General features: G+C 48.8%; 22 protein-coding genes and 1 other annotated feature. Of the genes, 12 read left to right on the top strand and 10 right to left on the bottom strand.

Features of this window, described 5'->3' with window-relative positions; translation table 11 throughout:
- From cpsG to wzzB, 8 genes are all read left to right on the top strand, one after another.
- Positions 1-1,374, top strand: coding sequence for a colanic acid biosynthesis phosphomannomutase CpsG (gene cpsG, locus OLG56_RS08325; protein WP_061386929.1), 1,374 nt, complete (start codon positions 1-3; stop codon positions 1,372-1,374).
- Entirely contained in the window at positions 1,375-2,610 is a 1,236-nt protein-coding gene (locus OLG56_RS08330) for a lipopolysaccharide biosynthesis protein (protein WP_061377424.1), read from the top strand.
- A gap of 151 nt (positions 2,611-2,761) precedes the next feature.
- Positions 2,762-3,928: a hypothetical protein gene (locus OLG56_RS08335; protein ID WP_061377425.1), complete on the top strand. Its 1,167-nt coding sequence runs from the start codon at positions 2,762-2,764 to the stop codon at positions 3,926-3,928.
- A gap of 6 nt (positions 3,929-3,934) precedes the next feature.
- A complete protein-coding gene (locus OLG56_RS08340) occupies positions 3,935-4,672 on the top strand; it encodes a glycosyltransferase (protein WP_000626464.1) in 738 nt (245 codons plus the stop codon).
- Positions 4,673-4,682: 10 nt separating this feature from the next.
- Entirely contained in the window at positions 4,683-5,579 is an 897-nt protein-coding gene (locus OLG56_RS08345) for an alpha-1,2-fucosyltransferase (RefSeq protein ID WP_020898969.1), read from the top strand.
- A gap of 129 nt (positions 5,580-5,708) precedes the next feature.
- Positions 5,709-7,115: an NADP-dependent phosphogluconate dehydrogenase gene (gnd, locus tag OLG56_RS08350; RefSeq protein WP_000043533.1), complete on the top strand. Its 1,407-nt coding sequence runs from the start codon at positions 5,709-5,711 to the stop codon at positions 7,113-7,115.
- A gap of 235 nt (positions 7,116-7,350) precedes the next feature.
- Complete coding sequence (gene ugd, locus OLG56_RS08355) at positions 7,351-8,517, top strand: UDP-glucose 6-dehydrogenase (RefSeq protein WP_000704825.1); 1,167 nt, start codon at positions 7,351-7,353, stop codon at positions 8,515-8,517.
- 142 nt (positions 8,518-8,659) lie between these two features.
- Positions 8,660-9,643, top strand: coding sequence for an LPS O-antigen chain length determinant protein WzzB (gene wzzB / locus OLG56_RS08360; RefSeq protein ID WP_000215266.1), 984 nt, complete (start codon positions 8,660-8,662; stop codon positions 9,641-9,643).
- Between the two features lie 81 nt (positions 9,644-9,724).
- On the opposite strand, the gene hisIE is transcribed toward wzzB, so the two are convergent.
- From hisIE to hisL, 9 genes are all read right to left on the bottom strand, one after another.
- The gene (hisIE, locus tag OLG56_RS08365; protein ID WP_000954845.1) at positions 9,725-10,336 is read right to left on the bottom strand and encodes a bifunctional phosphoribosyl-AMP cyclohydrolase/phosphoribosyl-ATP diphosphatase HisIE; all 612 of its coding nucleotides are present in this window, start codon (positions 10,334-10,336) and stop codon (positions 9,725-9,727) included.
- On the bottom strand, positions 10,330-11,106 hold the full coding sequence (gene hisF / locus OLG56_RS08370; RefSeq protein ID WP_000880123.1) for an imidazole glycerol phosphate synthase subunit HisF: 777 nt from the start codon (positions 11,104-11,106) through the stop codon (positions 10,330-10,332). Before hisF ends, hisIE begins: the two co-directional genes overlap by 7 nt.
- Positions 11,088-11,825 (bottom strand): 1-(5-phosphoribosyl)-5-[(5-phosphoribosylamino)methylideneamino]imidazole-4-carboxamide isomerase, encoded by a 738-nt coding sequence (gene hisA / locus OLG56_RS08375; RefSeq protein WP_000586406.1) that lies wholly within the window; start codon positions 11,823-11,825, stop codon positions 11,088-11,090. The genes hisF and hisA overlap by 19 nt, the downstream gene beginning before the upstream one ends.
- Complete coding sequence (gene hisH, locus OLG56_RS08380; protein WP_001103591.1) at positions 11,825-12,415, bottom strand: imidazole glycerol phosphate synthase subunit HisH; 591 nt, start codon at positions 12,413-12,415, stop codon at positions 11,825-11,827. The genes hisA and hisH overlap by 1 nt, the downstream gene beginning before the upstream one ends.
- Positions 12,415-13,482 (bottom strand): bifunctional histidinol-phosphatase/imidazoleglycerol-phosphate dehydratase HisB, encoded by a 1,068-nt coding sequence (gene hisB / locus OLG56_RS08385; protein WP_000080044.1) that lies wholly within the window; start codon positions 13,480-13,482, stop codon positions 12,415-12,417. The genes hisH and hisB overlap by 1 nt, the downstream gene beginning before the upstream one ends.
- Positions 13,479-14,558, bottom strand: coding sequence for a histidinol-phosphate transaminase (hisC, locus tag OLG56_RS08390; protein WP_000102710.1), 1,080 nt, complete (start codon positions 14,556-14,558; stop codon positions 13,479-13,481). The genes hisB and hisC overlap by 4 nt, the downstream gene beginning before the upstream one ends.
- Positions 14,555-15,859, bottom strand: coding sequence for a histidinol dehydrogenase (gene hisD, locus OLG56_RS08395; protein ID WP_000009612.1), 1,305 nt, complete (start codon positions 15,857-15,859; stop codon positions 14,555-14,557). The genes hisC and hisD overlap by 4 nt, the downstream gene beginning before the upstream one ends.
- A gap of 102 nt (positions 15,860-15,961) precedes the next feature.
- Positions 15,962-16,861 carry an ATP phosphoribosyltransferase gene (gene hisG, locus OLG56_RS08400; RefSeq protein ID WP_000886599.1) on the bottom strand — a complete coding sequence of 300 codons (900 nt, stop codon included), beginning with the start codon at positions 16,859-16,861 and terminating at the stop codon, positions 15,962-15,964.
- 46 nt (positions 16,862-16,907) lie between these two features.
- Positions 16,908-17,031: a sequence feature (His leader region), on the bottom strand.
- Positions 17,007-17,057, bottom strand: a complete 51-nt coding sequence (gene hisL, locus OLG56_RS08405; protein ID WP_001368802.1) for a his operon leader peptide — start codon at positions 17,055-17,057, stop codon at positions 17,007-17,009. Its footprint overlaps the feature before it by 25 nt.
- A gap of 162 nt (positions 17,058-17,219) precedes the next feature.
- On the opposite strand from hisL, the gene OLG56_RS08410 reads away from it, so the two are divergent.
- From OLG56_RS08410 to plaP, 4 genes are all read left to right on the top strand, one after another.
- A complete protein-coding gene (locus OLG56_RS08410; RefSeq protein ID WP_000754712.1) occupies positions 17,220-18,044 on the top strand; it encodes an SDR family oxidoreductase in 825 nt (274 codons plus the stop codon).
- 45 nt (positions 18,045-18,089) lie between these two features.
- Entirely contained in the window at positions 18,090-19,004 is a 915-nt protein-coding gene (locus tag OLG56_RS08415; RefSeq protein WP_023233210.1) for a LysR family transcriptional regulator, read from the top strand.
- 233 nt (positions 19,005-19,237) lie between these two features.
- Complete coding sequence (yoeI, locus tag OLG56_RS08420; RefSeq protein WP_096335044.1) at positions 19,238-19,300, top strand: membrane protein YoeI; 63 nt, start codon at positions 19,238-19,240, stop codon at positions 19,298-19,300.
- Entirely contained in the window at positions 19,290-20,648 is a 1,359-nt protein-coding gene (gene plaP / locus OLG56_RS08425; RefSeq protein WP_001519005.1) for a putrescine/proton symporter PlaP, read from the top strand. The genes yoeI and plaP overlap by 11 nt, the downstream gene beginning before the upstream one ends.
- A 135-nt stretch (positions 20,649-20,783) precedes the next feature.
- Here the strand turns inward: plaP and sbcB are convergent, their stop codons facing one another.
- Entirely contained in the window at positions 20,784-22,214 is a 1,431-nt protein-coding gene (sbcB, locus tag OLG56_RS08430) for an exodeoxyribonuclease I (RefSeq protein WP_023233211.1), read from the bottom strand.
- Positions 22,215-22,222: the final 8 nt, after the last annotated feature.

Here is a 22,222-nt window from a genome sequence, read left to right on the forward strand (position 1 = left end):
ATGAATAAATTAACCTGTTTCAAAGCCTACGACATTCGCGGCAGGCTGGGCGAAGAGCTCAATGAAGATATCGCGTGGCGGATTGGCCGCGCTTACGGCGAATATTTAAAACCGAAAACCATCGTGCTGGGCGGCGACGTGCGCCTGACCAGCGAGGCGCTGAAGCTGGCGCTGGCGAAAGGGTTACAGGACGCGGGCGTCGACGTGCTGGATATCGGTATGTCCGGCACCGAAGAGATTTACTTCGCCACCTTCCACCTCGGCGTGGACGGCGGTATTGAAGTGACCGCCAGCCATAATCCGATGGACTACAACGGTATGAAGCTGGTGCGCGAGGGCGCCCGCCCGATAAGCGGCGACACCGGTCTGCGCGACGTTCAGCGTCTGGCAGAAGCGGGCGATTTCCCGCCGGTGAACGAGGCCGCGCGCGGCAGCTACAGACAAATCAGCCTGCGCGACGCCTACATCGACCACCTGCTCGCCTACATCAGTGTTAACAATCTCACCCCGCTGAAGCTGGTGGTGAATTCCGGCAACGGGGCGGCGGGGCCGGTCATTGACGCCATCGAAGCGCGTCTGAAGGCGCTGGGCGCGCCGGTGGAGTTCATCAAAATCCACAACACCCCGGACGGCACCTTCCCGAACGGCATTCCCAACCCGTTGCTGCCGGAGTGTCGCGACGACACCCGCAAGGCCGTTATTGAACACGGGGCGGACATGGGCATCGCCTTTGACGGCGACTTCGACCGCTGCTTCCTGTTCGATGAGAAAGGGCAGTTTATCGAGGGGTACTACATCGTCGGGCTGCTGGCGGAAGCGTTTCTGGAAAAACACCCGGGGGCGAAGATTATCCACGACCCGCGCCTGACCTGGAACACAGAGGCAGTGGTGACGGCGGCGGGTGGGACGCCGGTGATGTCAAAAACCGGGCACGCCTTTATCAAGGAGCGGATGCGTACGGAGGATGCCATTTATGGCGGGGAAATGAGCGCGCATCACTATTTTCGTGATTTTGCCTACTGCGACAGCGGGATGATCCCGTGGCTGCTGGTGGCGGAGCTGGTGTGCCTGAAGGGGCAGTCGCTGGGTGAACTGGTCCGCGACCGGATGGCGGCGTTCCCGGCGAGCGGGGAAATCAACAGCAGGCTGGCGGAGCCGGCGGCAGCCATTGCGCGGGTGGAAGCGCACTTTGCGGAAGAGGCGCAGGCGGTGGACCGCACGGACGGCCTCAGCATGTCGTTCGCCGACTGGCGTTTCAACCTGCGCTCGTCAAACACCGAACCGGTGGTGCGCCTGAATGTGGAATCGCGCGGCGACCAGTATTTGATGAGGGAGAATACTTATAGAATTTTAGAATTTCTTAGAGATAGCTAAATGGAAAAGCGTATTTATATAAATACCATTGCTAATTTATGTGGGGTTTTTTGGCAGGGAGCTATAATTCTTTTAATGGCTCCTTTTTACCTGAAGTTATTAGGGAAAGAACAATGGGGTATGGTGGCTGCGTGTTTATCCTTACAAGGGATATTATTACTGCTTGATGCAGGAATGTCACAAGTTATGCCAAGGGACTTTGCACAAAAAAAACAGAATATTAAAGAGATATATTCAAACTATATAGCTTTATATTTTTTGATTGCGCTTTGTGCTGTGTTTTTCTTGTATTTTTCTGCAGAGGCTATTGCTGAAAAATGGTTTAGATTGGATGCTTTTTCTGCAAAGCAACTTGAACTCGCTATAAAAATTTTTGCAGGGCAGTTTTTTTTCCAGTTTTGCAATAACGTTAATTTGGCATATTGGAATGGGAATGAAGAGCAAGTAAAAGCAAACTTATCGCAATGTATATTCATTTCTTTGAAAAATATTACAGCAGTAATTTTAATTCTAAACGTTAGCCGGCAAACATATATTTATGTATTATCTTTCTTCCTAATTGCTATGATTGAGTTTATCTGTAATTTTTCTTTTATCGTATCAAGGATAGGAGCGTGTAAACCGTCATGGGGAAAAATCAAAAGAATTATTATTACTAACTATAAAATATCCTTAGGGATTCTGTTAGGCGTTTTTTCTTCACAATTAGATAGAATATTTATGTCAAGGTTTTTAAGCATTCAAAACTTTGGCTTGTATGTTATGACTATGCAATTTGGACTTGCGTTATTGCAGTTACAGTATCCAATGGTTAAAGCAATATTACCTCATATCGCAAAAATTGGCGATACAACTAAGTTGGGATTATATAAAACAATAGCTTTTTTTTGTGTCTTAATGCCATCTTGCATATTATTTTTTTGGGCAAAAGACATACTTTGGTTATGGAGTCATAATATTGAAGTTGTAGAGTATGGAGTTATTATTGTCAAAATTTTGAGCGTTGCTGTGCTGATAAACTTTTTTTATAACTTTATTCACGTTAAGTTAATTGTTGAAAATAGAGGTGGGGTGATATTTATTTCGCAACTTTTGATTATTATTATTAACTCTATTTTCCTAATATTCTTTTCCCCAAAAATTCATGAGGTGGCTGGAGCATTATCATGGATGATTAATTTTAGCATAGTCTTATTATGTGGTTTGTTTTTTCTCCATAAAGGAAAAAAAAGATAATTAATGCATATTGGAAAAGGTTGGGAATTTAGTATCACATTTGCTTCGAAAACTAAATAATTAGATTTATTTTTAATCATATACAAATTATATTAAAAAATAAAATCTTAAAATAAGCATGATATGAGATATTTTTATCTCCGAGGTGATAATGAGAGAAATAATAATACCTAAAAATGATGACTTCAGAACTGTATTTAATCCTGTTATTTTAATAACTGTTTCTGTTGTGCTTAATACCATTTTTCAAATAAAAACAAGCGAAGAGGTATGGAATTCTTTTAATATATTTAATTTTAATCCTGATAATAATGTTCTAATCATTACCTTGTTTTTTTTCTTTTTCTTTTTAATCGGTGCGTTTTCATCGTATTGCTTTCTTTATAATAAGATAAATTCCCCCCCTAGAAATGAGTATATTATTTATAACTTTAAAAAATATGATGTCTTTTTTAAAGTTATCCTCTTGATGAATGTTATTACATTTTTAATAACCCAATATTTCATGGGGAATGCAAATATAATAAACATCTATATATTAGGAGGGGTTAACGCTCAGCTTATAGAGTCAAAAATAGCTTCCTCACCACTAGGCATACATGGTATCTCTTTACTTCTTGGGTATTTCGGAATTCTAATGTATGGTATGGCAAGATTATTGAATGATAAAAGGCCAATAGTCTTAATTAGTCTTATTATTATTATTATAAAATTTATTAGTTACGCCAAGCTACAATCGTTACTTTATGTTTTCTTAGGGCTAATGTTATATTCTCCGAAAAAAATATCTTTTACAAAAGGAAGTTGTGTTGCGATTTTTACCATCATACTTTTTTCGGTTACGAGAATTATTAGAAATCCTGATCAAGATTTATCGTTTAACTTTGAATTTATATTAAGATTTATTGGTGGTTTTTATTTTGGTTCTCCTATAGTCAACTTTAGTTATATTGTACAAAATAATATAAGCGACATTTTTTATTTTTTTAATTGGTTTTTACCTCAAAAAATAATACCTGCCTCAACTATTAGTTTATATTTTCCTGATAGTACATCTCCTATTGGTCTTGTAGGAAGTTCCTATGTATCATTAGGTTTTTTTAGTTTCGTTTATGCTTTTTTTATTGGTTTTATAGCACAGTATATTTTCCTGAAAAGAAATAGAACACCTTTTTCATATATATTCCAGCCGTTCTTGGTTATGGCGTGTTTATTTTCGATGATGTATAATAATTTTGTCAATATGAATTTTTTTATACTTCCGTTAATTTTTACTGTTTTTTTAGTTAAAAGAATTTTACGTGCTAAAAGGATATAAATTGGCATGATATCAGTTATTATGTGTGTTAATAGGTTTGATTTATATGTAATGCCTGCAATTAATAGCATATTGAATCAGACTTTTAGAAACTATGAATTAATTATTATTGCTAATGGTAAGGATGCAAGTGAAATAGCTACTACTTTGAAAGAAAAGATAAATAGTAATCAACAAGTTAAAATAATTGAAACATGTATCGGGCAACTAGGTTTCTCTCTAAATCTTGCAATATCGCGATCAAAGTATGATATTATAGCAAGAATGGATTCGGATGATATATCTCATCCTGAGCGTTTAGAGAAACAAATAACATATCTTGAAAAGAATAATCTCGATTTAGTTGGTACGGCAATCAATTTAATTGACGAGAATGATACTTTCTTAGGTCTTAGATCCTATCCTCAAAAAAATGCGATCTTCAAAAAGATAATTTTTAAAAACCCCTTTGCTCATCCTTCGGTAATGTTTAGAAAAGATTTTTTCCTGAAACATAGAGGTTATAGTGGAGGGTTTAATTCTGAAGATTATGATCTTTGGTTAAGGATGCGGGATTCAATTCCACGTTGGGATAATATGGATGAGCCTTTATTAAATTATCGCATACATTCAAACTCGACCCAAAAATCGAAACTTGCATATTATGAATGTGCGAGTTATTCGTTACGAGAATTCTTAAAGAACAGAAAAATGATTAATTTTATTGCCTGCATTTATCATTTCTCTAAAGCCCTAATAAAATAAGGATTTAACTGTGTATAGCTGTCTTTCTGGTGGTTTAGGTAACCAAATGTTTCAATATGCAGCTGCTTATATTCTTAAGCAATATTTCCAGAGCACTACATTAGTGTTGGATGACAGTTATTACTATTCTCAACCGAAAAGGGATACTGTACGATCTTTAGAACTGAACCAGTTTAACATAAGCTATGATAGATTCAGTTTTGCGGATGAAAAAGAAAAAATTAAGTTGCTTAGAAAATTTAAAAGAAATCCATTTCCTAAGCAAATATCAGAAATTTTATCCATAGCTCTCTTTGGGAAATATGCTCTCTCTGATAGAGCTTTTTACACTTTTGAAACAATAAAAAATATTGATAAAGCATGTTTATTTTCATTTTATCAGGATGCAGATCTACTCAATAAGCATAAACAGTTAATTTTACCTTTGTTTGAACTACGGGATGATCTTCTAGATATCTGTAAAAACTTAGAGTTATATTCCTTGATTCAGAGAAGCAATAATACAACTGCGTTACACATTCGCCGTGGAGATTATGTAACAAATCAGCATGCGGCTAAATATCATGGTGTGCTGGATATAAGTTATTACAACCATGCTATGGAATATGTAGAGCGTGAGCGAGGTAAACAAAATTTTATTATCTTCTCTGATGATGTTCGATGGGCACAGAAAGCCTTTTTGGAGAATGATAATTGTTATGTGATAAATAATAGTGACTATGATTTTAGCGCCATAGATATGTATCTTATGTCTTTATGTAAAAACAATATTATAGCAAATAGTACCTACAGTTGGTGGGGAGCTTGGCTGAATAAGTATGAAGATAAATTGGTTATTTCACCTAAGCAATGGTTTTTGGGAAATAACGAAACATCTTTAAGAAATGCGAGTTGGATAACGCTTTAATTAAGGCGTAACTTAATAAATAAGGCGGGAATTTGTAACTGTAATACTATTGATTTTTAAGTTAACATCTAAGCCACATTTCAAGCCGCGCTCTCGTCGCGCGGTGACCACACCTGACAGGAGTATGTAATGTCCAAGCAACAGATCGGCGTCGTCGGTATGGCAGTGATGGGGCGCAACCTCGCGCTCAACATCGAAAGCCGTGGTTATACCGTCTCCGTTTTCAACCGCTCCCGTGAAAAGACCGAAGAAGTGATTGCCGAGAATCCCGGCAAAAAGCTGGTGCCTTATTACACGGTGAAAGAGTTTGTTGAATCCCTCGAAACGCCTCGTCGTATCCTGTTAATGGTGAAAGCGGGCGCAGGTACTGATGCAGCTATCGATTCGCTGAAACCGTATCTGGAAAAAGGCGATATCATTATTGATGGCGGTAATACCTTCTTCCAGGACACAATCCGTCGCAATCGCGAGCTGTCTGCGGAAGGTTTTAACTTTATCGGTACCGGCGTTTCCGGTGGTGAAGAGGGCGCGCTGAAAGGGCCATCTATCATGCCTGGCGGTCAGAAAGATGCCTATGAACTGGTGGCTCCGATCCTGACGAAGATTGCTGCCGTGGCGGAAGATGGCGAACCGTGCGTGACCTATATAGGCGCCGATGGCGCGGGTCACTACGTCAAGATGGTCCACAATGGTATTGAATATGGCGATATGCAGCTTATCGCTGAAGCTTACTCCCTGCTGAAAGGCGGCCTGAACCTCAGTAATGAAGAGTTGGCGAACACTTTTACTGAGTGGAATAACGGCGAGCTGAGCAGTTATCTGATCGACATCACTAAAGACATCTTCACTAAAAAAGATGAAGACGGAAACTACCTGGTGGATGTCATTCTTGATGAAGCCGCCAACAAAGGGACCGGTAAATGGACCAGCCAGAGCGCGCTGGATCTGGGCGAACCGCTGTCGCTAATTACCGAATCCGTCTTTGCGCGTTACATCTCTTCGTTGAAAGCACAACGTGTTGCCGCATCTAAAGTGCTCTCCGGCCCGAAAGCGCAACCGGCAGGCGACAAAGCGGAATTTATCGAGAAAGTGCGTCGCGCGCTGTATCTTGGCAAGATCGTCTCCTATGCGCAGGGCTTCTCGCAGCTACGCGCTGCGTCTGATGAATATCACTGGGATCTCAACTACGGCGAGATTGCTAAGATTTTCCGTGCGGGTTGTATCATTCGCGCTCAGTTCCTGCAGAAAATCACCGATGCTTACGCAGAAAACGCTGGTATTGCCAATTTGCTGTTAGCGCCTTACTTCAAGAAAATTGCTGATGAGTACCAGCAGGCGCTGCGTGATGTTGTGGCTTACGCGGTGCAGAACGGCATTCCAGTGCCGACATTCTCTGCGGCAGTTGCCTACTATGACAGCTATCGCGCCGCAGTACTGCCAGCTAACTTAATTCAGGCGCAGCGTGACTACTTTGGTGCGCACACCTATAAACGTACTGATAAAGAAGGTGTTTTCCATACCGAATGGTTGGAATAATTTCTGCAAAAATGTTTAAGCCCGGTTTAATACCGGGCTTTTTTTATCTCTATTCTTATTGATTTATCGCTTTTACTTAATATTAACTTAATAATCTGTGTTTATCGTAATGAAGATAATCTGAATTGTTTTCGTCTGCGTTGCACTTTATATACTCAGGCGTTAAAACTTTAATATCTTATCAGGATGCGAAATACATCATGATTCATAATTAAGTTAATTCTGAGAGCGAATAATGAAAATCACGATATCCGGGACGGGTTATGTTGGCTTGTCTAATGGTTTGCTTATTGCACAACATCATGATGTGGTGGCGTTAGACATTGTTCCTTCCCGTGTTGAACTGTTAAATGATCGGATATCTCCGATTGTTGATAAAGAAATTCAGCAATTTTTAAAGGAAGATAACATCAGATTCAGGGCAACGCTGGATAAGTTTGATGCGTACCAGAATGCAGATTACGTCATCATTGCTACGCCTACGGATTACGATCCCAAAACCAACTATTTTAATACGTCCAGTGTGGAATCGGTCATTCAGGATGTGATCAGCATCAACCCCGCAGCCGTGATGATTATTAAGTCTACGGTGCCGGTTGGCTTCACGGCGGCAATGCGTCAGAAGTTTGCGACAGAAAATATCATTTTCTCTCCGGAGTTTTTACGTGAAGGTAAAGCCCTTTACGATAACCTTTATCCCTCCCGTATCGTGATTGGGGAACAGTCTGAGCGCGCCAGAGAATTTGCCGCATTACTCCAGGAAGGCGCTATTAAACAGGAGATTCCGACGCTGTTTACGGACTCCACTGAAGCGGAAGCCATTAAACTTTTCGCCAATACTTATCTCGCTATGCGAGTCGCTTATTTTAATGAATTAGACAGCTATGCTGAAACGTTAGGATTAAATACCCGACAAATTATTGAAGGGGTGTGCCTCGATCCGCGTATTGGCAATCATTATAATAATCCCTCTTTTGGTTATGGCGGATATTGTTTGCCAAAAGATACCAAACAGTTGCTGGCTAATTATCAGTCGGTGCCTAATAATATTATCTCCGCTATCGTTGAAGCAAACCGTACGCGTAAAGATTTTATTGCCGACGCTATCCTCGCCAGAAAGCCTAAAGTGGTGGGCATTTATCGCCTGATTATGAAGAGTGGCTCCGATAACTTCCGCGCCTCATCGATTCAGGGGATTATGAAGCGCATTAAAGCGAAAGGCGTAGAGGTCATCATCTATGAGCCGGTAATGGAAGAAGATACTTTCTTTAACTCACGTCTTGAACGTGATTTGCACTGCTTTAAACAGCAGGCGGATGTCATTATTTCCAACAGGATGGCGGCAGAGCTTTTGGATGTTGCTGAAAAAGTGTATACCCGCGATCTTTTCGGTAGTGATTAATAAGGCAATCGGGGCTGATGAGTCCCGATGATTTATTGACCAAATGGAAATAATGTCTGATTTTTATCATTAATCCTATGGCATATATTTGCTTTATGACTACACTGTCTCCAGCTTCATCCTTTTTTTAGTTAGGGTATCTATGACAGTGGATAGTAATACGTCTTCCGGGCGTGGGAACGATCCGGAACAGATTGATTTGATTGAGTTATTGCTACAGTTATGGCGTGGGAAGATGACCATTATTGTAGCCGTTGTTATCGCCATTTTGCTGGCCGTAGGCTACCTGATGATAGCCAAAGAAAAATGGACATCCACGGCGATTATTACCCAACCTGATGCCGCGCAGGTTGCCACCTATACCAACGCGCTCAACGTCTTGTATGGCGGGAATGCTCCCAAAATCTCTGAAGTGCAGGCGAATTTTATAAGCCGCTTTAGCTCTGCGTTTTCCGCATTATCGGAAGCGCTGGATAATCAGAAAGAGCGGGAAAAGCTCACCATTGAACAGTCGGTAAAGGGGCAGGCGCTGCCACTCTCGGTTTCTTATGTGAGTACTACCGCTGAAGGGGCGCAGCGTCGGCTGGCGGAATATATCCAACAGGTGGATGAAGAGGTCGCTAAGGAACTGGAAGTTGACCTGAAAGATAACATCACGCTGCAAACCAAAACGTTGCAGGAGTCTCTTGAGACGCAGGAAGTTGTGGCGCAGGAACAAAAAGATCTGCGTATTAAGCAAATCGAAGAAGCGTTGCGCTATGCGGATGAGGCCAAAATCACGCAGCCGCAGATTCAGCAAACCCAGGATGTTACCCAGGACACGATGTTCCTGCTGGGCAGCGATGCGCTGAAATCGATGATACAGAACGAAGCGACGCGTCCACTGGTCTTTTCTCCGGCCTATTACCAGACGAAGCAGACACTGCTGGACATTAAAAATCTGAAAGTGACTGCCGATACGGTGCACGTCTATCGTTATGTGATGAAGCCGACGCTGCCGGTCCGTCGCGATAGCCCGAAAACAGCCATTACCCTCGTGCTGGCTGTGTTGCTGGGTGGGATGATCGGCGCCGGGATTGTGCTAGGGCGCAATGCGCTACGTAGCTATAAGCCAAAAGCCTTGTAAGCTTCTTTGCCGGATGGTGGGTTGGCTTCGAAAGGTAAAATTTCTCACTAAAAAACCGGGCATTGCCCGGTTTTTTTATGCTTATTGATGACGCTTACGAAGATTGTCGATCACGGCGGTGAGGTTGAGATCCTGATCCTGCAATAGCACCAGCAGGTGGTACATCAAGTCAGACGCTTCATTGGTTAATTCAAAACGATCATTGACGGTGGCCGCCAGCGCGGTTTCTACACCTTCTTCGCCAACTTTTTGCGCAATACGTTTGGTACCGCTGGCGTACAGTTTCGCCGTGTAAGAGCTGGCCGGATCGGCGGTTTTGCGCTCTGCCAGTAGCTGCTCCAGTTGATACAGGAATAACCATTGATGGCTGGCGTCGCCAAAGCAGCTACTGGTACCTTTGTGGCAGGTCGGCCCGACAGGGTTTGCCAGCACCAGCAGTGTATCGTTGTCGCAATCTGGCGCAATGCTGACGACATTCAGCACATGGCCTGAGGTTTCGCCTTTGGTCCATAAACGCTGTTTCGTGCGTGAGAAGAACGTAACATGGCCGGATTCAATGGTTTTGTCCAGCGCTTGTGGGTTCATATAGCCCAGCATCAATACTTCGCCGGATACTGCATGTTGCACGATGGCTGGCATCAGGCCATCGGTTTTTTCCCAGTCCAGCTCGCGGCGTTGTTGCTCTGTTAACATATCCTGATCTCCACGCCCTGGCCTGCCAGGTACGCTTTTAATTCGCCAATATTGATGATTTGCTTGTGAAAAACGGAGGCGGCAAGCGCGCCGTCGACATCGGCATCACGGAATGCCTCAAGAAAGTGTTCCATCGTGCCCGCGCCGCCGGAGGCGATCAGCGGCACGCGGCAAACGTCACGGACTTTTTTCAACTGCGTCAGATCATAACCGTTACGCACGCCGTCCTGGTTCATCATATTCAGGACGATTTCCCCCGCGCCGCGCTGTTGTACCTCTTGCACCCAATCCAGCGTCTCCCACTGCGTCACGCGGGTACGGTTTTCATCGCCGGTATACTGGTTAACATGATATTTCCCCGTGGCGTCGTCAAACCAGGTATCAATCCCGACGACAATGCACTGTACGCCAAAACGGTCAGCCAGACGGGTAATCAGCATTGGGTCAGCCAGTGCCGGGGAGTTGATAGAGATCTTATCCGCCCCGAAAGAAAGAATTTTGGCGGCGTCGTCAATTGACCGGATACCGCCCGCTACACAAAACGGAATGTCGATCACCTCGGCAACGCGCGCCACCCAGCTTTTATCGACTACGCGACCATCGCTGGAGGCGGTAATGTCATAGAACACCAGTTCGTCCGCGCCTTCGTCGGCATAGCGTTTGGCCAGCGGAACGATATCGCCAATGATCTCATGGTTGCGAAACTGTACGCCTTTCACCACCTGACCATCACGAACATCCAGACACGGAATTATACGTTTTGCCAGCATTGGATGGCCTCCTTAACGGTAAATTTCCCTTCTAACAGCGCGCGCCCGACAATCACGCCGCGCACGCCGGTGCCGCGCAGGGCGGCAATATCATCGATATCGCCAATACCGCCGGAGGATTGAAAGGCGATCTGCGGATATCTGGCGCATACTTCTTCGTACAGCGACACGTTAGAGCCCGCCAGCGTGCCGTCGCGAGAAATATCGGTACACAGTACATGTTTCAGGCCGACGGGGAGATAGGTCTCCACCAGTTGTTCCAGCGAGACGCCGGAATTTTCCTGCCAGCCGCTAACCGCCACCTGCTTGTTGCCGTGTTCGTCTATGCGAACGTCCAGCGCCAGCACCAGCGCCTGCGCGCCAAAACGTTCAAACCAGCCTTTCACCACGTCAGGGGATTTCACCGCCGTTGAACCGATGACCACACGGGCAACGCCAGCTTTCAGTAATGCCGCAACGTCTTCTTCGGTACGCACGCCGCCGCCGACCTGAACAGGCACGTTCACGCCCGCGACCAGGGTTTTAATCAGCGGTATCTGTCGCTTAGCCGGATCTTTAGCGCCGGTCAGATCTACCAGATGCAGCACCCCGGCGCCCTGGGCGGCGTAATCCTGCAAACGGGGCAGGGGATCGTTACCGTAATCCCGCTGGCGGGCGTAGTCACCCTGGTGGAGACGCACCACGGTGCCGTCAATTAAATCTAATGCCGGAATAATCATTACATCTCCAGGAAATTTTTTAGCAACTGTGCGCCCGCCGCGCCCGAACGTTCCGGGTGGAACTGTACGCCGAAGAAATTATCTTTCTGTACCGCTGCGGTAAACGGCTCGCCGTAATTGCACTGGGCGATAGTCCACGGGTTGACCGGCATCGCGTAGCTGTGCACAAAGTAAAAATAGGCGCCATCTTCAATGCCCTGAAACAGTCGGTTGCCCGCCTGCGGATACACGCGATTCCAGCCCATGTGCGGCAGCGGTAGACCAAAGTCGGTCATTTTCGGCACATCTTGTTCGATAATGTTCAGCAGATCCACGCCGCGCGTCTCTTCGCTGCGACGACCCAGCAGTTGCATCCCTAAGCAGATACCCAGTACCGGCTGAGTACACGCTTTAATTAAGTCGATCAGTTCACGTTCGCGCAGTTGATCCATAGCGGCCTGCGCCGTGCCGACGCCGGGCAGAAAGAGTTTGTCAGCGCGTAATACGATTTCCGCTTCGCGGCTGACCACCGGGGTGTAACCGTGGCGCGCCACGGCGGATTTTACCGAGCTTAAATTGGCGCAGCCGGTGTCAAGGATGACGACGTTCATCACAGCACTCCTTTCGAGGACGGTAATGTATCGCCCTCCACGCGAATAGCCTGGCGTAGCGTTCGACCAAAGGCTTTAAACAAACTTTCGACACGGTGGTGATCGTTCTTACCCTTAGTCTTGAGATGCAGAGTGACGCCCATCGTGTAAGAGAGTGAGCGGAAAAAGTGTTCAATCATCTCTGTGCTCAAATCGCCCACACGCTGGTAGGTAAATTCAGCTTTATATTCCAGATGCGGACGACCGGAAATATCCAGCGCGCAGCGCGCCAGACATTCATCCATCGGCAGTACAAAGCCAAAACGGCAGATACCGCGCTTGTCGCCGAGTGCCAGTTTTAATGCTTCACCGAGCGCCAGTCCGGTATCTTCTACCGTGTGGTGATCGTCGATATAGAGATCGCCCTTAACGGTAATCTCCATGCGAAAGCCGCCGTGGGTGGCGATTTGATCGAGCATATGGTCAAAGAAGCCGACGCCGGTATTAATCTTGCTGTTGCCTTCGCGATCCAGCCAGACGCTGACATCAATCTGTGTCTCTTTGGTGTTGCGGACCACATGCGCATAGCGATCGCGTTTCGTTAGCTGTTCGCCAATCATCGTCCAGTTCAGCGTTTCACGGTGATAGCGTAAACCAGTAATGCCCATATTATCAGCGAGCTGGATATCGGTCGCACGATCGCCGATCACATAGCTGTTGGCGCTATCCATCGCTTGTTCCGCAAGATAACGCTCCACCAGCTTTACTTTGGGCTTGCGGCAGTCGCAGTCGTCTGCGGGCAGGTGAGGGCAGATCAGCACCTCATCAAAGCATACGCCCTGAGAAGTGAAAATCTGCATCATCAGGTTGTGCGGTCCGTCGAAGTCCGCCTGCGGGAAGCTTTGCGTGCCAAGTCCATCCTGGTTAGTGATCATCACCAGCTTAAAACCGGCTTTTTGCAGCTTCAGCAATACGGGAATCACCTCTGGCTCAAAGGCCAGTTTATCAAAGCGGTCTACCTGAAAATCGCTTGGCGGTTCGGAAATCAAGGTTCCGTCCCGGTCGATGAAAAGATACTTCTGACTCATACTGGCTCCGCACGTAAGGCGTCAATGACGCGCTGGTTTTCCTGGCGGGTGCCAACAGTAATCCGCAGGCAGCCGCTTAAAGAAGGTTGTTTATTCTGATCGCGTAAGATAATGCCCTGATCCCATAAGGATTTAAACACGCTGCTGGAGGCAGTAAATCGCGCCAGAATATAGTTGGTTTCAGAGTCAAAGACGTGTTCTACGCAGGCGGTCTGTTGCAGGGCATTCACCAGATACTGACGTTCCTGCACTGTCTGCGCCACGCGATCGCGCATTGCGTTTATTCCCTGCGGACTCAGCGCCTGGGCGGCGATATCCGCCACTGGCGTAGAAAGCGGATAAGGGGCGATCACTTTTAACAGCAGGTTGATCACCTCTTCATTAGCCAGCGTAAAGCCGCAGCGCAGACCCGCCAGTGCAAAAGCTTTCGACAATGTACGCAGGATAACCAGATGAGGATATTCAACCAGCCAGCCTGTCAGCGTGGCCTGCGGGCAAAACTCAATATAAGCTTCGTCGGCGACGACTATCGCTTTACCGCGTGTCAACTCCAGCAGCGTGCGCAGATCCTGCGGGTTGATAAGTTGCCCGGTAGGATTATTGGGGCTACAAACGAACACCACTTTTGCGCCGTCAAGGTTGTCGGAAATCCCCTGTAGATCCAGCTGCCAGTTTTCAAGCGCGGGAACCGTCCGGCGCTCTACGCCAATAGTTTCGGCGCTGACGCTGTACATACCGTAAGTGGGCGGACAGTAGAGAATGGCGTCTTTCCCCGGTTCGCAGAAGGCGCGGATCACCAGCTCGATCCCTTCATCCGCGCCGCGGCTGACCAGCACCTGCTCCGGCTTTACGCCAGCATATTGCGCGTAGTTTTCAATCACGGCCTTTGGCTGGCATTCCGGGTAGCGGTTAAGCGTTTGTTGGGTGAGCTGAAACTCCACCGCTGTCGGGAATTCATTCGCGTTCAGCCAGACATCGCCGTTACCGCCCAGACGGCGGGCGGACTGATACGGTACCAGGTTGCGGACATTTTCACGGGCTAAGTCAGCGACGCTGAGAGTGTTTTCAGTGCTCATGCTTGCTCCTTGAGGGCGTTTACGCGCAGGGTCACGGCATTTTTATGGGCGGCCAGACGTTCTGCCGCCGCCAATGTTTCAATGGTTGATGCCAGAGCGGAAAAGCCCGCTTTCGACAGTTCCTGAACGGTCATCCGTTTCTGGAAATCCGCTAACCCAAGGCTGGAACAGGTAGCAGTATAGCCATAGGTCGGTAAAACATGGTTGGTTCCGGAAGCGTAATCACCGGCGGATTCCGGCGACCAGTCGCCGAGGAATACCGAGCCTGCGCTGGTAATCGCATCCACCAAATCGCGCGCATTGCGCGTCTGGATAATTAAGTGTTCCGGCCCATACTGATTAGAGATGGCGACGCACTGCGCTAAATCTTTGGTCACAATCAGACGACTGGCGCTCAGGGCCTGCCGGGCGGTGTCCGCGCGCGGCAGCTCCGCCAGTTGACGTTCTACCGCCTCCGCCACCTTGCGGGCAATGTCAGCATCAGGCGTCAGCAGGATCACCTGCGAATCCGGACCGTGCTCAGCCTGGGAGAGCAGGTCAGAAGCGACGAAATCCGGTGTTGCGCCGCTGTCGGCGATCACCAGTACTTCAGACGGCCCGGCTGGCATATCGATAGCCGCGCCGTCGAGGCGCTGGCTGACCTGACGCTTGGCTTCGGTTACAAAGGCGTTGCCGGGGCCAAAAATTTTATCCACTTTCGGTACGGACTCGCTGCCGAAGGCCAGAGCGGCAATCGCCTGCGCGCCGCCGACGTTAAAGATTTCCTGCACGCCACACAGTTGCGCCGCATAGAGGATTTCATCAGCGATGGGCGGCGGCGAGCACAGAACCACGTTCTGACATCCTGCAATGCGCGCCGGCGTCGCCAGCATCAGCACCGTTGAGAAGAGCGGAGCCGAGCCGCCGGGAATATACAGACCGACAGACGCGACGGGACGCGTAACCTGCTGGCAACGCACGCCTGGCTGGGTTTCTATATCTACTGGCGGTAGCGTCTGCGCGGAATGGAACGTTTCAATATTTTTGACGGCCGCGGCCATCGCCTGTTTTAGTTCGTCGCTCAGACGCGCGCCGGCGGCGGCGATCTCTTCAGGGGTAATGCGTAGCGCTGTCACTTCTGTTTTATCAAATTTAGCGCTGTATTCACGCAGGGCATCGTCACCGCGTGTTTTTACATTATCCAGAATATCGCTGACCGTCCGGGTAATACTGTCAGAGGCGGAAATCGCCGGACGCGTCAGCAGCGCACGCTGCTGCTCAGGGCTACAGCTGTTCCAGTCAATCAGGGTATTGAAGCTCATGGTCTTTACTCCATCACAGGGTTCCGCCTTATCCGGCCTACTGAACCCAAAATATCAACGCATTACGTAGGCCTGATAAGCGCAGCGCCATCAGGCGTCAGATCACTCCATCATCTTCTCGATCGGCAGTACCAGAATCGAGCTGGCGCCAAGCGCTTTCAGTTTCTCCATGGTTTCCCAGAACAGCGTTTCGCTGCTGACCATGTGCATCGCCACGCGCTGTTGCTCGCCCGCCAGCGGCAGGATTGTCGGCCTTTCAGCGCCAGGCAGCAGGGCGATAACCTCTTCCAGGCGTTCACTTGGCGCGTGCATCATGATGTATTTCGATTCGCGCGCCTGAATCACGCCCTGAATACGGGTCAGCAATTTATCGATCAGCTCTTGCTTGCTCTGTGCCATCTCACCGTCGCGCTGAATCAGACAGGCTTTAGAGCGGTAGATAACTTCGACTTCACGCAGGCCGTTAGCTTCAAGCGTCGCGCCGGTAGAGACCAAATCGCAGATAGCGTCGGCCAGCCCCGCGCGCGGCGCGACTTCGACAGAACCATTTAACAGACACGATTTAAAAGAGACGCCTTTCTGATCGAGGTAGCGTTTGAGGAGGTGCGGATAAGAGGTAGCGATACGTTTACCGTCCAGCGCGGCCGGGCCGTCCCAGGCTTCGTCAACCGGCGTTGCCAGCGATAAACGGCAGCCGCCGAAGTCAAGACGGCGCAGGGTAAAATAGCGCGGATCTTCGCCCTGCGCGCGGCGGTTGAGTAGTTCTTCTTCCAGCACGTTCTCGCCGATAATGCCGAGATCGACCACGCCATCCATCACCAGACCCGGAATGTCATCATCACGCACGCGCAGGATATCAATCGGCATGTTTTCCGCCATCGCAATCAGGCGCTGAGTGTGTAAATTAATTTTTATGCCGCAGCGGGCCAGCAATTCTCGTGAATCATCGCTTAAACGGCCTGATTTCTGAATAGCTATGCGTAAGCGGGTGTTGTCTAACATTCTGCGTTCCTCTTTATCCTGTCTGAACCGGTCTGTATCGCGCGCCAAAAAAAAGCCCCCGGAAGATGATCTTCCGGGGGCTTTCTCATGCGTTCATGCACCACTGGAAGATCTGAATGTCTTCCAGCACACATCGCCTGAAAGACTAGTCAGGATGATGGTGATGATGGTGGTGTTTAAATTGAACGCGTATCATAAAAATTCCGATGAATGCTTATTCATTTGATACCTTTTAACCTAAACCACTTTTACGCCTTAAAGCAAGCGCTTTTTTCATTTCGCATTTATAGTATGAATTGTCAGTCACGGCGGGCTGGCGTAGCCTTATGTATAAGGCGTTAAAGTCAGGAGAAAATGGATGAAAAAGGTCGCAATTGTCGGTTTAGGTTGGTTAGGCATGCCGCTGGCAATGTCGCTGGCAGCGAGAGGCTGGCAGGTTACCGGCAGCAAAACCACCCTTGACGGGGTGGAAGCGGCCCGTATGAGTGGAATTGAAAGCTATCCGCTGCGTCTGGAGCCGGAGCTGGTCTGTGAGGCGGACGATCTTGACGCTCTGCTGGATGTCGATGCGCTGGTGATAACACTGCCCGCGCGCCGTAGCGGTCCGGGAGAGGATTTTTATCTGCAGGCGATGCAGGAACTGGTCGACAGCGCGCTGGCTTATCGTATCCCGCGTATTATTTTTACCAGTTCGACGTCTGTTTACGGCGATGCGCAAGGCGTGGTGAAAGAGAATACGCCGCGTAATCCGGTCACGGCCAGCGGGCGTACCCTGAAGGAACTGGAAGATTGGCTGCATAATCTGCCGGGCACGTCAGTGGATATTCTGCGGCTGGCGGGGTTGGTCGGGCCTGGACGCCACCCCGGACGTTTCTTTGCTGGAAAAACCGCGCCGGATGGTCAACACGGGGTCAATCTGGTGCATCTTGAAGACGTGGTTGGCGCAATTACCCTCTTGCTACAGGCGCCAAAAGGAGGGCACATCTATAATATATGTGCGCCGGCGCATCCAGCCCGCAACGTGTTTTATCCGCAAATGACGCGCTTGCTGGGAATGGCGCCGCCGCATTTTCGTGACGCACCGGACAACGGCAAAGGGAAGATTATCGACGGTAGCCGGATTTGTAATGAGCTGGGATTTGAATATCAATATCCCGATCCGCTGGTGATGCCGATGGAGTGAGTCGCTGTCCAGCAGGTGGTCGCCATATAGCGCAAGGGGACGAGTATGAAACCACTGCTGGACGTTCTGGTTATTCTTGATGCGTTAGAAAAAGAAGGCAGCTTCGCGGCGGCGTCGGCAAAATTATTTAAAACGCCGTCCGCCCTCAGTTATACCGTTCATAAGCTGGAAAACGATCTTAATATCCAACTGCTCGACCGTAGCGGGCATCGCGCGCGATTTACGCGAACCGGTAAGATGCTACTGGAAAAAGGCCGTGAAGTGCTGCACACCGTTCGCGAGCTGGAAAAGCAGGCGATTAAACTGCATGAAGGCTGGGAGAACGAACTGGTCATCGGTGTGGATGATACCTTTCCCTTTTCTCTTCTGGCCCCGCTTATCGACGCTTTTTATCAACGCCACAGCGTGACGCGCCTTAAATTTGTTAATGGCGTTCTCGGCGGTTCATGGGAGACGCTGACGCAGGGAAGGGCGGATATCATCGTTGGCGCCATGCGCGCGCCGCCGCCTGACACCGGCTTTGGCTTTGCAAGACTGGGCGATCTTGAACTGGTGTTTGCTGTCGCCCCGCATCATCCGCTGGTTCATGAAGAGGAACCGCTTAGCCGCCAGACGATCAAACGTTTTCGCGCGATTGTGGTTGGCGATAGCGTCCATTCCTCGCGATCAATAGGGTCTGAACTGCTCGACGCTCAGGAAGCGATTACCGTGTTTGATTTTAAAACCAAGCTGGAGCTGCAAATTAGCGGCCTGGGATGCGGCTATTTACCGCGTTATCTGGCGCAGCGATTTTTGGAAAGCGGCGCGCTTATAGAGAAGAAAGTTGTGGCGCAAATCGTCTATGAACCGGTGTGGGTTGGCTGGAATGAACAGACCGCCGGGCTGGCCAGCGGCTGGTGGCGGGATGAAATTTTAGCAAATAATGCTATTGTTGGGGTGTATGCAAAATCGCCGGTTTAAAAATCAATCGCTTATGAAAAATAATTTTTTGAACGCGCTCGCATTCTCTTGTCATTTCACTTCAATTTAGGGCAGAATACGCCGCTTGCAAAAAATGACACTAACCGACGTTTTAATACGCGTCGGTTATTTTTTTGCTTCAAACACATCATTCAATACCAAGAGGCCGGGCTTCGTACCGGATAGATACTTACTTAAAAATCGACAGTTGTTGTCGCTGAGGAATCCAGAAAATGGGGCAATTTTTTGCTTACGCGACGGCATTCGCCGTAAAGGAGAATGACCATGTCGCATAACGTTACTCCAAACACCTCTCGCGTGGAATTACGTAAAACGCTTACGTTAGTTCCGGTTGTAATGATGGGTCTTGCCTATATGCAGCCGATGACGCTGTTCGATACATTTGGTATCGTTTCAGGCCTCACTGACGGTCACGTACCGACGGCGTATGCATTCGCGTTAATCGCGATTCTGTTTACGGCGTTGAGCTACGGGAAACTGGTGCGTCGCTACCCTTCCGCGGGTTCGGCGTACACCTATGCCCAGAAATCCATCAGCCCGACCGTTGGCTTTATGGTGGGTTGGTCTTCTCTGCTCGATTATCTGTTCGCGCCGATGATCAACATTCTGTTGGCGAAAATTTATTTTGAAGCGCTGGTGCCCTCCATTCCGTCATGGGTGTTTGTCGTGGCGCTGGTGGCCTTTATGACGGCCTTTAACCTGCGCAGCCTCAAATCGGTCGCTAACTTCAACACCGTGATTGTAGTGCTACAGGTGGTGCTGATTGCGGTCATTCTGGGCATGGTGGTTTATGGCGTATTTGAAGGCGAAGGCGCCGGTACGCTGGCGAGCACCCGTCCGTTCTGGTCCGGCGATGCGCACGTTATCCCGATGATTACGGGAGCGACGATCCTGTGCTTCTCCTTTACCGGCTTTGACGGCATCAGTAACCTGTCGGAAGAGACCAAAGATGCTGAACGCGTGATCCCGCGTGCGATTTTCCTGACCGCGCTGATTGGCGGCCTGATCTTCATCTTTGCAACCTATTTCCTGCAATTGTACTTCCCGGATATCTCTCGCTTTAAAGATCCGGATGCGTCTCAGCCGGAAATCATGCTGTACGTGGCGGGTAAAACCTTCCAGGTTGGTGCGCTGATCTTCTCTACTATCACCGTGCTGGCTTCCGGTATGGCGGCGCATGCAGGCGTAGCGCGCCTGATGTACGTAATGGGGCGTGACGGCGTATTCCCGAAAAGCTTCTTCGGTTACGTTCATCCGAAATGGCGTACGCCAGCGATGAACATCATCCTGGTCGGGGCGATCGCGCTGCTGGCGATTAATTTTGACCTGGTGATGGCGACGGCGCTGATTAACTTTGGTGCGCTGGTCGCGTTTACCTTTGTTAACCTGTCGGTGATTTCGCAGTTCTGGATCCGTGAGAAGCGTAATAAAACGTTGAAAGATCACTTCCAGTATCTGTTCCTGCCGATGTGCGGCGCGCTCACGGTTGGTGCGTTGTGGGTTAACCTGGAAGAGAGCTCAATGGTACTGGGCCTGATCTGGGCGGGTATCGGGCTGATTTATCTGGCGTGCGTAACTAAAAGCTTCCGCAACCCGGTTCCACAGTACGAAGACGTCGCGTAATCGCGCGTATTATCGGCAATAGTAAAACCGGAGGCAGTGCCTCCGGTTTTTTGTTTGTCATCCAGCATGTTTACCGGATGGCGGCGTCACTATTTATCCGCTCTGGATTAACAATGCCCGTCAGGCATTGGTCAATTACACAATCTCAGTTGCGTACTGCCACAGTGATTTCAGCAACCCCAGCTTCGTTTTATCTTCCGCATACTGCTGAGAAAGCATCTGCAATTCGTTGGCATACTGTTGTAAAAACTCCGGCGTCAGCACCTGACGGCGATGCTCCAGCCAGCGCTGCTGCTCTGCGTCATCCAGCGTACCGGGAAAATTGCGTGCGCGGTAATTAAACAGCAGCTTCTCAATGCGCTTATCGACAAAGGTAATATCCAGCGCGGGCAGGTTACGCGGCTCGGTTTCGAGTACGATTTTCATGGCTGCGCGATCGGCATCGCTGAAAAAACCATCATAGAGCTGGGCATCAACGTTATCCGAGGCGGCAAAAGGTTCGGCTTCGGCGAAAATCGCCACCACTTTGTCGCGGACCTGCGGGTTTTCACGCAACACTTTCAGGTTATCCAGGCAGTGCTGGCGGTTAATTCCCAGCCGGTCGGCATCCTCCGGGCGCAAGGTATTCGCCTGCGCCAGTACCGGACATTTATTGATATGCACCAGCTTTACCGGCACTGCGGCGTGATCGCCAAGATCGGTTTTGGCCGTATAAAGCCGCTCGCGAAGGGTGTCGCTGTCCAGCTCAAGAAGAGGAGAAATATCGCCTGCTAAATCGACCATGATCACCGCGTTACGGTTTTCAGGATGCCACGCCAGCGGCGCGACCCAGCTTGTATTACCGCGCCACGCGCCAAACATGCCGGAGACATGTACCAGCGGCTTCATTTGCGGAACGTCAATCAGCGCCGCCAGTTTATGTTTACTGCGGTGGCTATAAAGATAATCAAACAGCCGCGGCTGGCGTGTTTTCACCAGTTGCGCCATCGCAATAGTGGCGTAGACATCCGCCATCGCATCATGCGCGTTGCTGTGTTCGATCCCGTTCGCCTGGGTTAAATGTTCCAGACGAAAGCTGGGCAGGCCGTCGTCGTTTTCCGGCCAGTTAATTCCCTCCGGGCGCAGCGCATAACAGGCGCGCATGACATCCAATAGATCCCAACGTGAATTATCATGCTGCCAGCTCCAGGCATAGGGATCGTAAAAGTTGCGATAAAAAATATTGCGCGTGACTTCATCATCAAAGCGCACATTGTTGTAGCCCACAACGCAGGTTTTAGGAACGGTAAACAGCGCATGAATGCGTCTGGCGAAAGCGGCTTCGTTTTCTCCTTTCTCACGCGCTTCCTGCGGCGTGATGCCGGTAATCAGCACTGCGCCGGGCTGCGGTAGATAATCATCGGCGGGTTTGCAATAAAACACCTCCGGCTCGCCAATAACGTTGAAGTCGTTATCCGTACGGAGCGCGGCGAATTGCGCAGGTCTGTCGAGGGCCGGATGCGTACCGAAGGTTTCGTAATCGTGGAAGAGGAATGTGCTCTGTATGCTGTCGTTTTTAACTGTCACTTGATGTA

This window comes from Salmonella sp. 2018103, from assembly GCF_026247685.1.
Lineage (GTDB): Bacteria > Pseudomonadota > Gammaproteobacteria > Enterobacterales > Enterobacteriaceae > Salmonella > Salmonella enterica.

Coding starts and splice junctions, on each gene's coding strand:
- cpsG (WP_061386929.1), top strand. CDS start 1: ATGAATAAATTAACCTGTTTCAAAGCCTACGACATTCGCGGCAGGCTG.
- OLG56_RS08330 (WP_061377424.1), top strand. CDS start 1,375: ATGGAAAAGCGTATTTATATAAATACCATTGCTAATTTATGTGGGGTT.
- OLG56_RS08335 (WP_061377425.1), top strand. CDS start 2,762: ATGAGAGAAATAATAATACCTAAAAATGATGACTTCAGAACTGTATTT.
- OLG56_RS08340 (WP_000626464.1), top strand. CDS start 3,935: ATGATATCAGTTATTATGTGTGTTAATAGGTTTGATTTATATGTAATG.
- gnd (WP_000043533.1), top strand. CDS start 5,709: ATGTCCAAGCAACAGATCGGCGTCGTCGGTATGGCAGTGATGGGGCGC.
- ugd (WP_000704825.1), top strand. CDS start 7,351: ATGAAAATCACGATATCCGGGACGGGTTATGTTGGCTTGTCTAATGGT.
- wzzB (WP_000215266.1), top strand. CDS start 8,660: ATGACAGTGGATAGTAATACGTCTTCCGGGCGTGGGAACGATCCGGAA.
- hisIE (WP_000954845.1), bottom strand. CDS start 10,336: ATGTTAACAGAGCAACAACGCCGCGAGCTGGACTGGGAAAAAACCGAT.
- hisF (WP_000880123.1), bottom strand. CDS start 11,106: ATGCTGGCAAAACGTATAATTCCGTGTCTGGATGTTCGTGATGGTCAG.
- hisA (WP_000586406.1), bottom strand. CDS start 11,825: ATGATTATTCCGGCATTAGATTTAATTGACGGCACCGTGGTGCGTCTC.
- hisH (WP_001103591.1), bottom strand. CDS start 12,415: ATGAACGTCGTCATCCTTGACACCGGCTGCGCCAATTTAAGCTCGGTA.
- hisB (WP_000080044.1), bottom strand. CDS start 13,482: ATGAGTCAGAAGTATCTTTTCATCGACCGGGACGGAACCTTGATTTCC.
- hisC (WP_000102710.1), bottom strand. CDS start 14,558: ATGAGCACTGAAAACACTCTCAGCGTCGCTGACTTAGCCCGTGAAAAT.
- hisD (WP_000009612.1), bottom strand. CDS start 15,859: ATGAGCTTCAATACCCTGATTGACTGGAACAGCTGTAGCCCTGAGCAG.
- hisG (WP_000886599.1), bottom strand. CDS start 16,861: ATGTTAGACAACACCCGCTTACGCATAGCTATTCAGAAATCAGGCCGT.
- OLG56_RS08410 (WP_000754712.1), top strand. CDS start 17,220: ATGAAAAAGGTCGCAATTGTCGGTTTAGGTTGGTTAGGCATGCCGCTG.
- OLG56_RS08415 (WP_023233210.1), top strand. CDS start 18,090: ATGAAACCACTGCTGGACGTTCTGGTTATTCTTGATGCGTTAGAAAAA.
- plaP (WP_001519005.1), top strand. CDS start 19,290: ATGTCGCATAACGTTACTCCAAACACCTCTCGCGTGGAATTACGTAAA.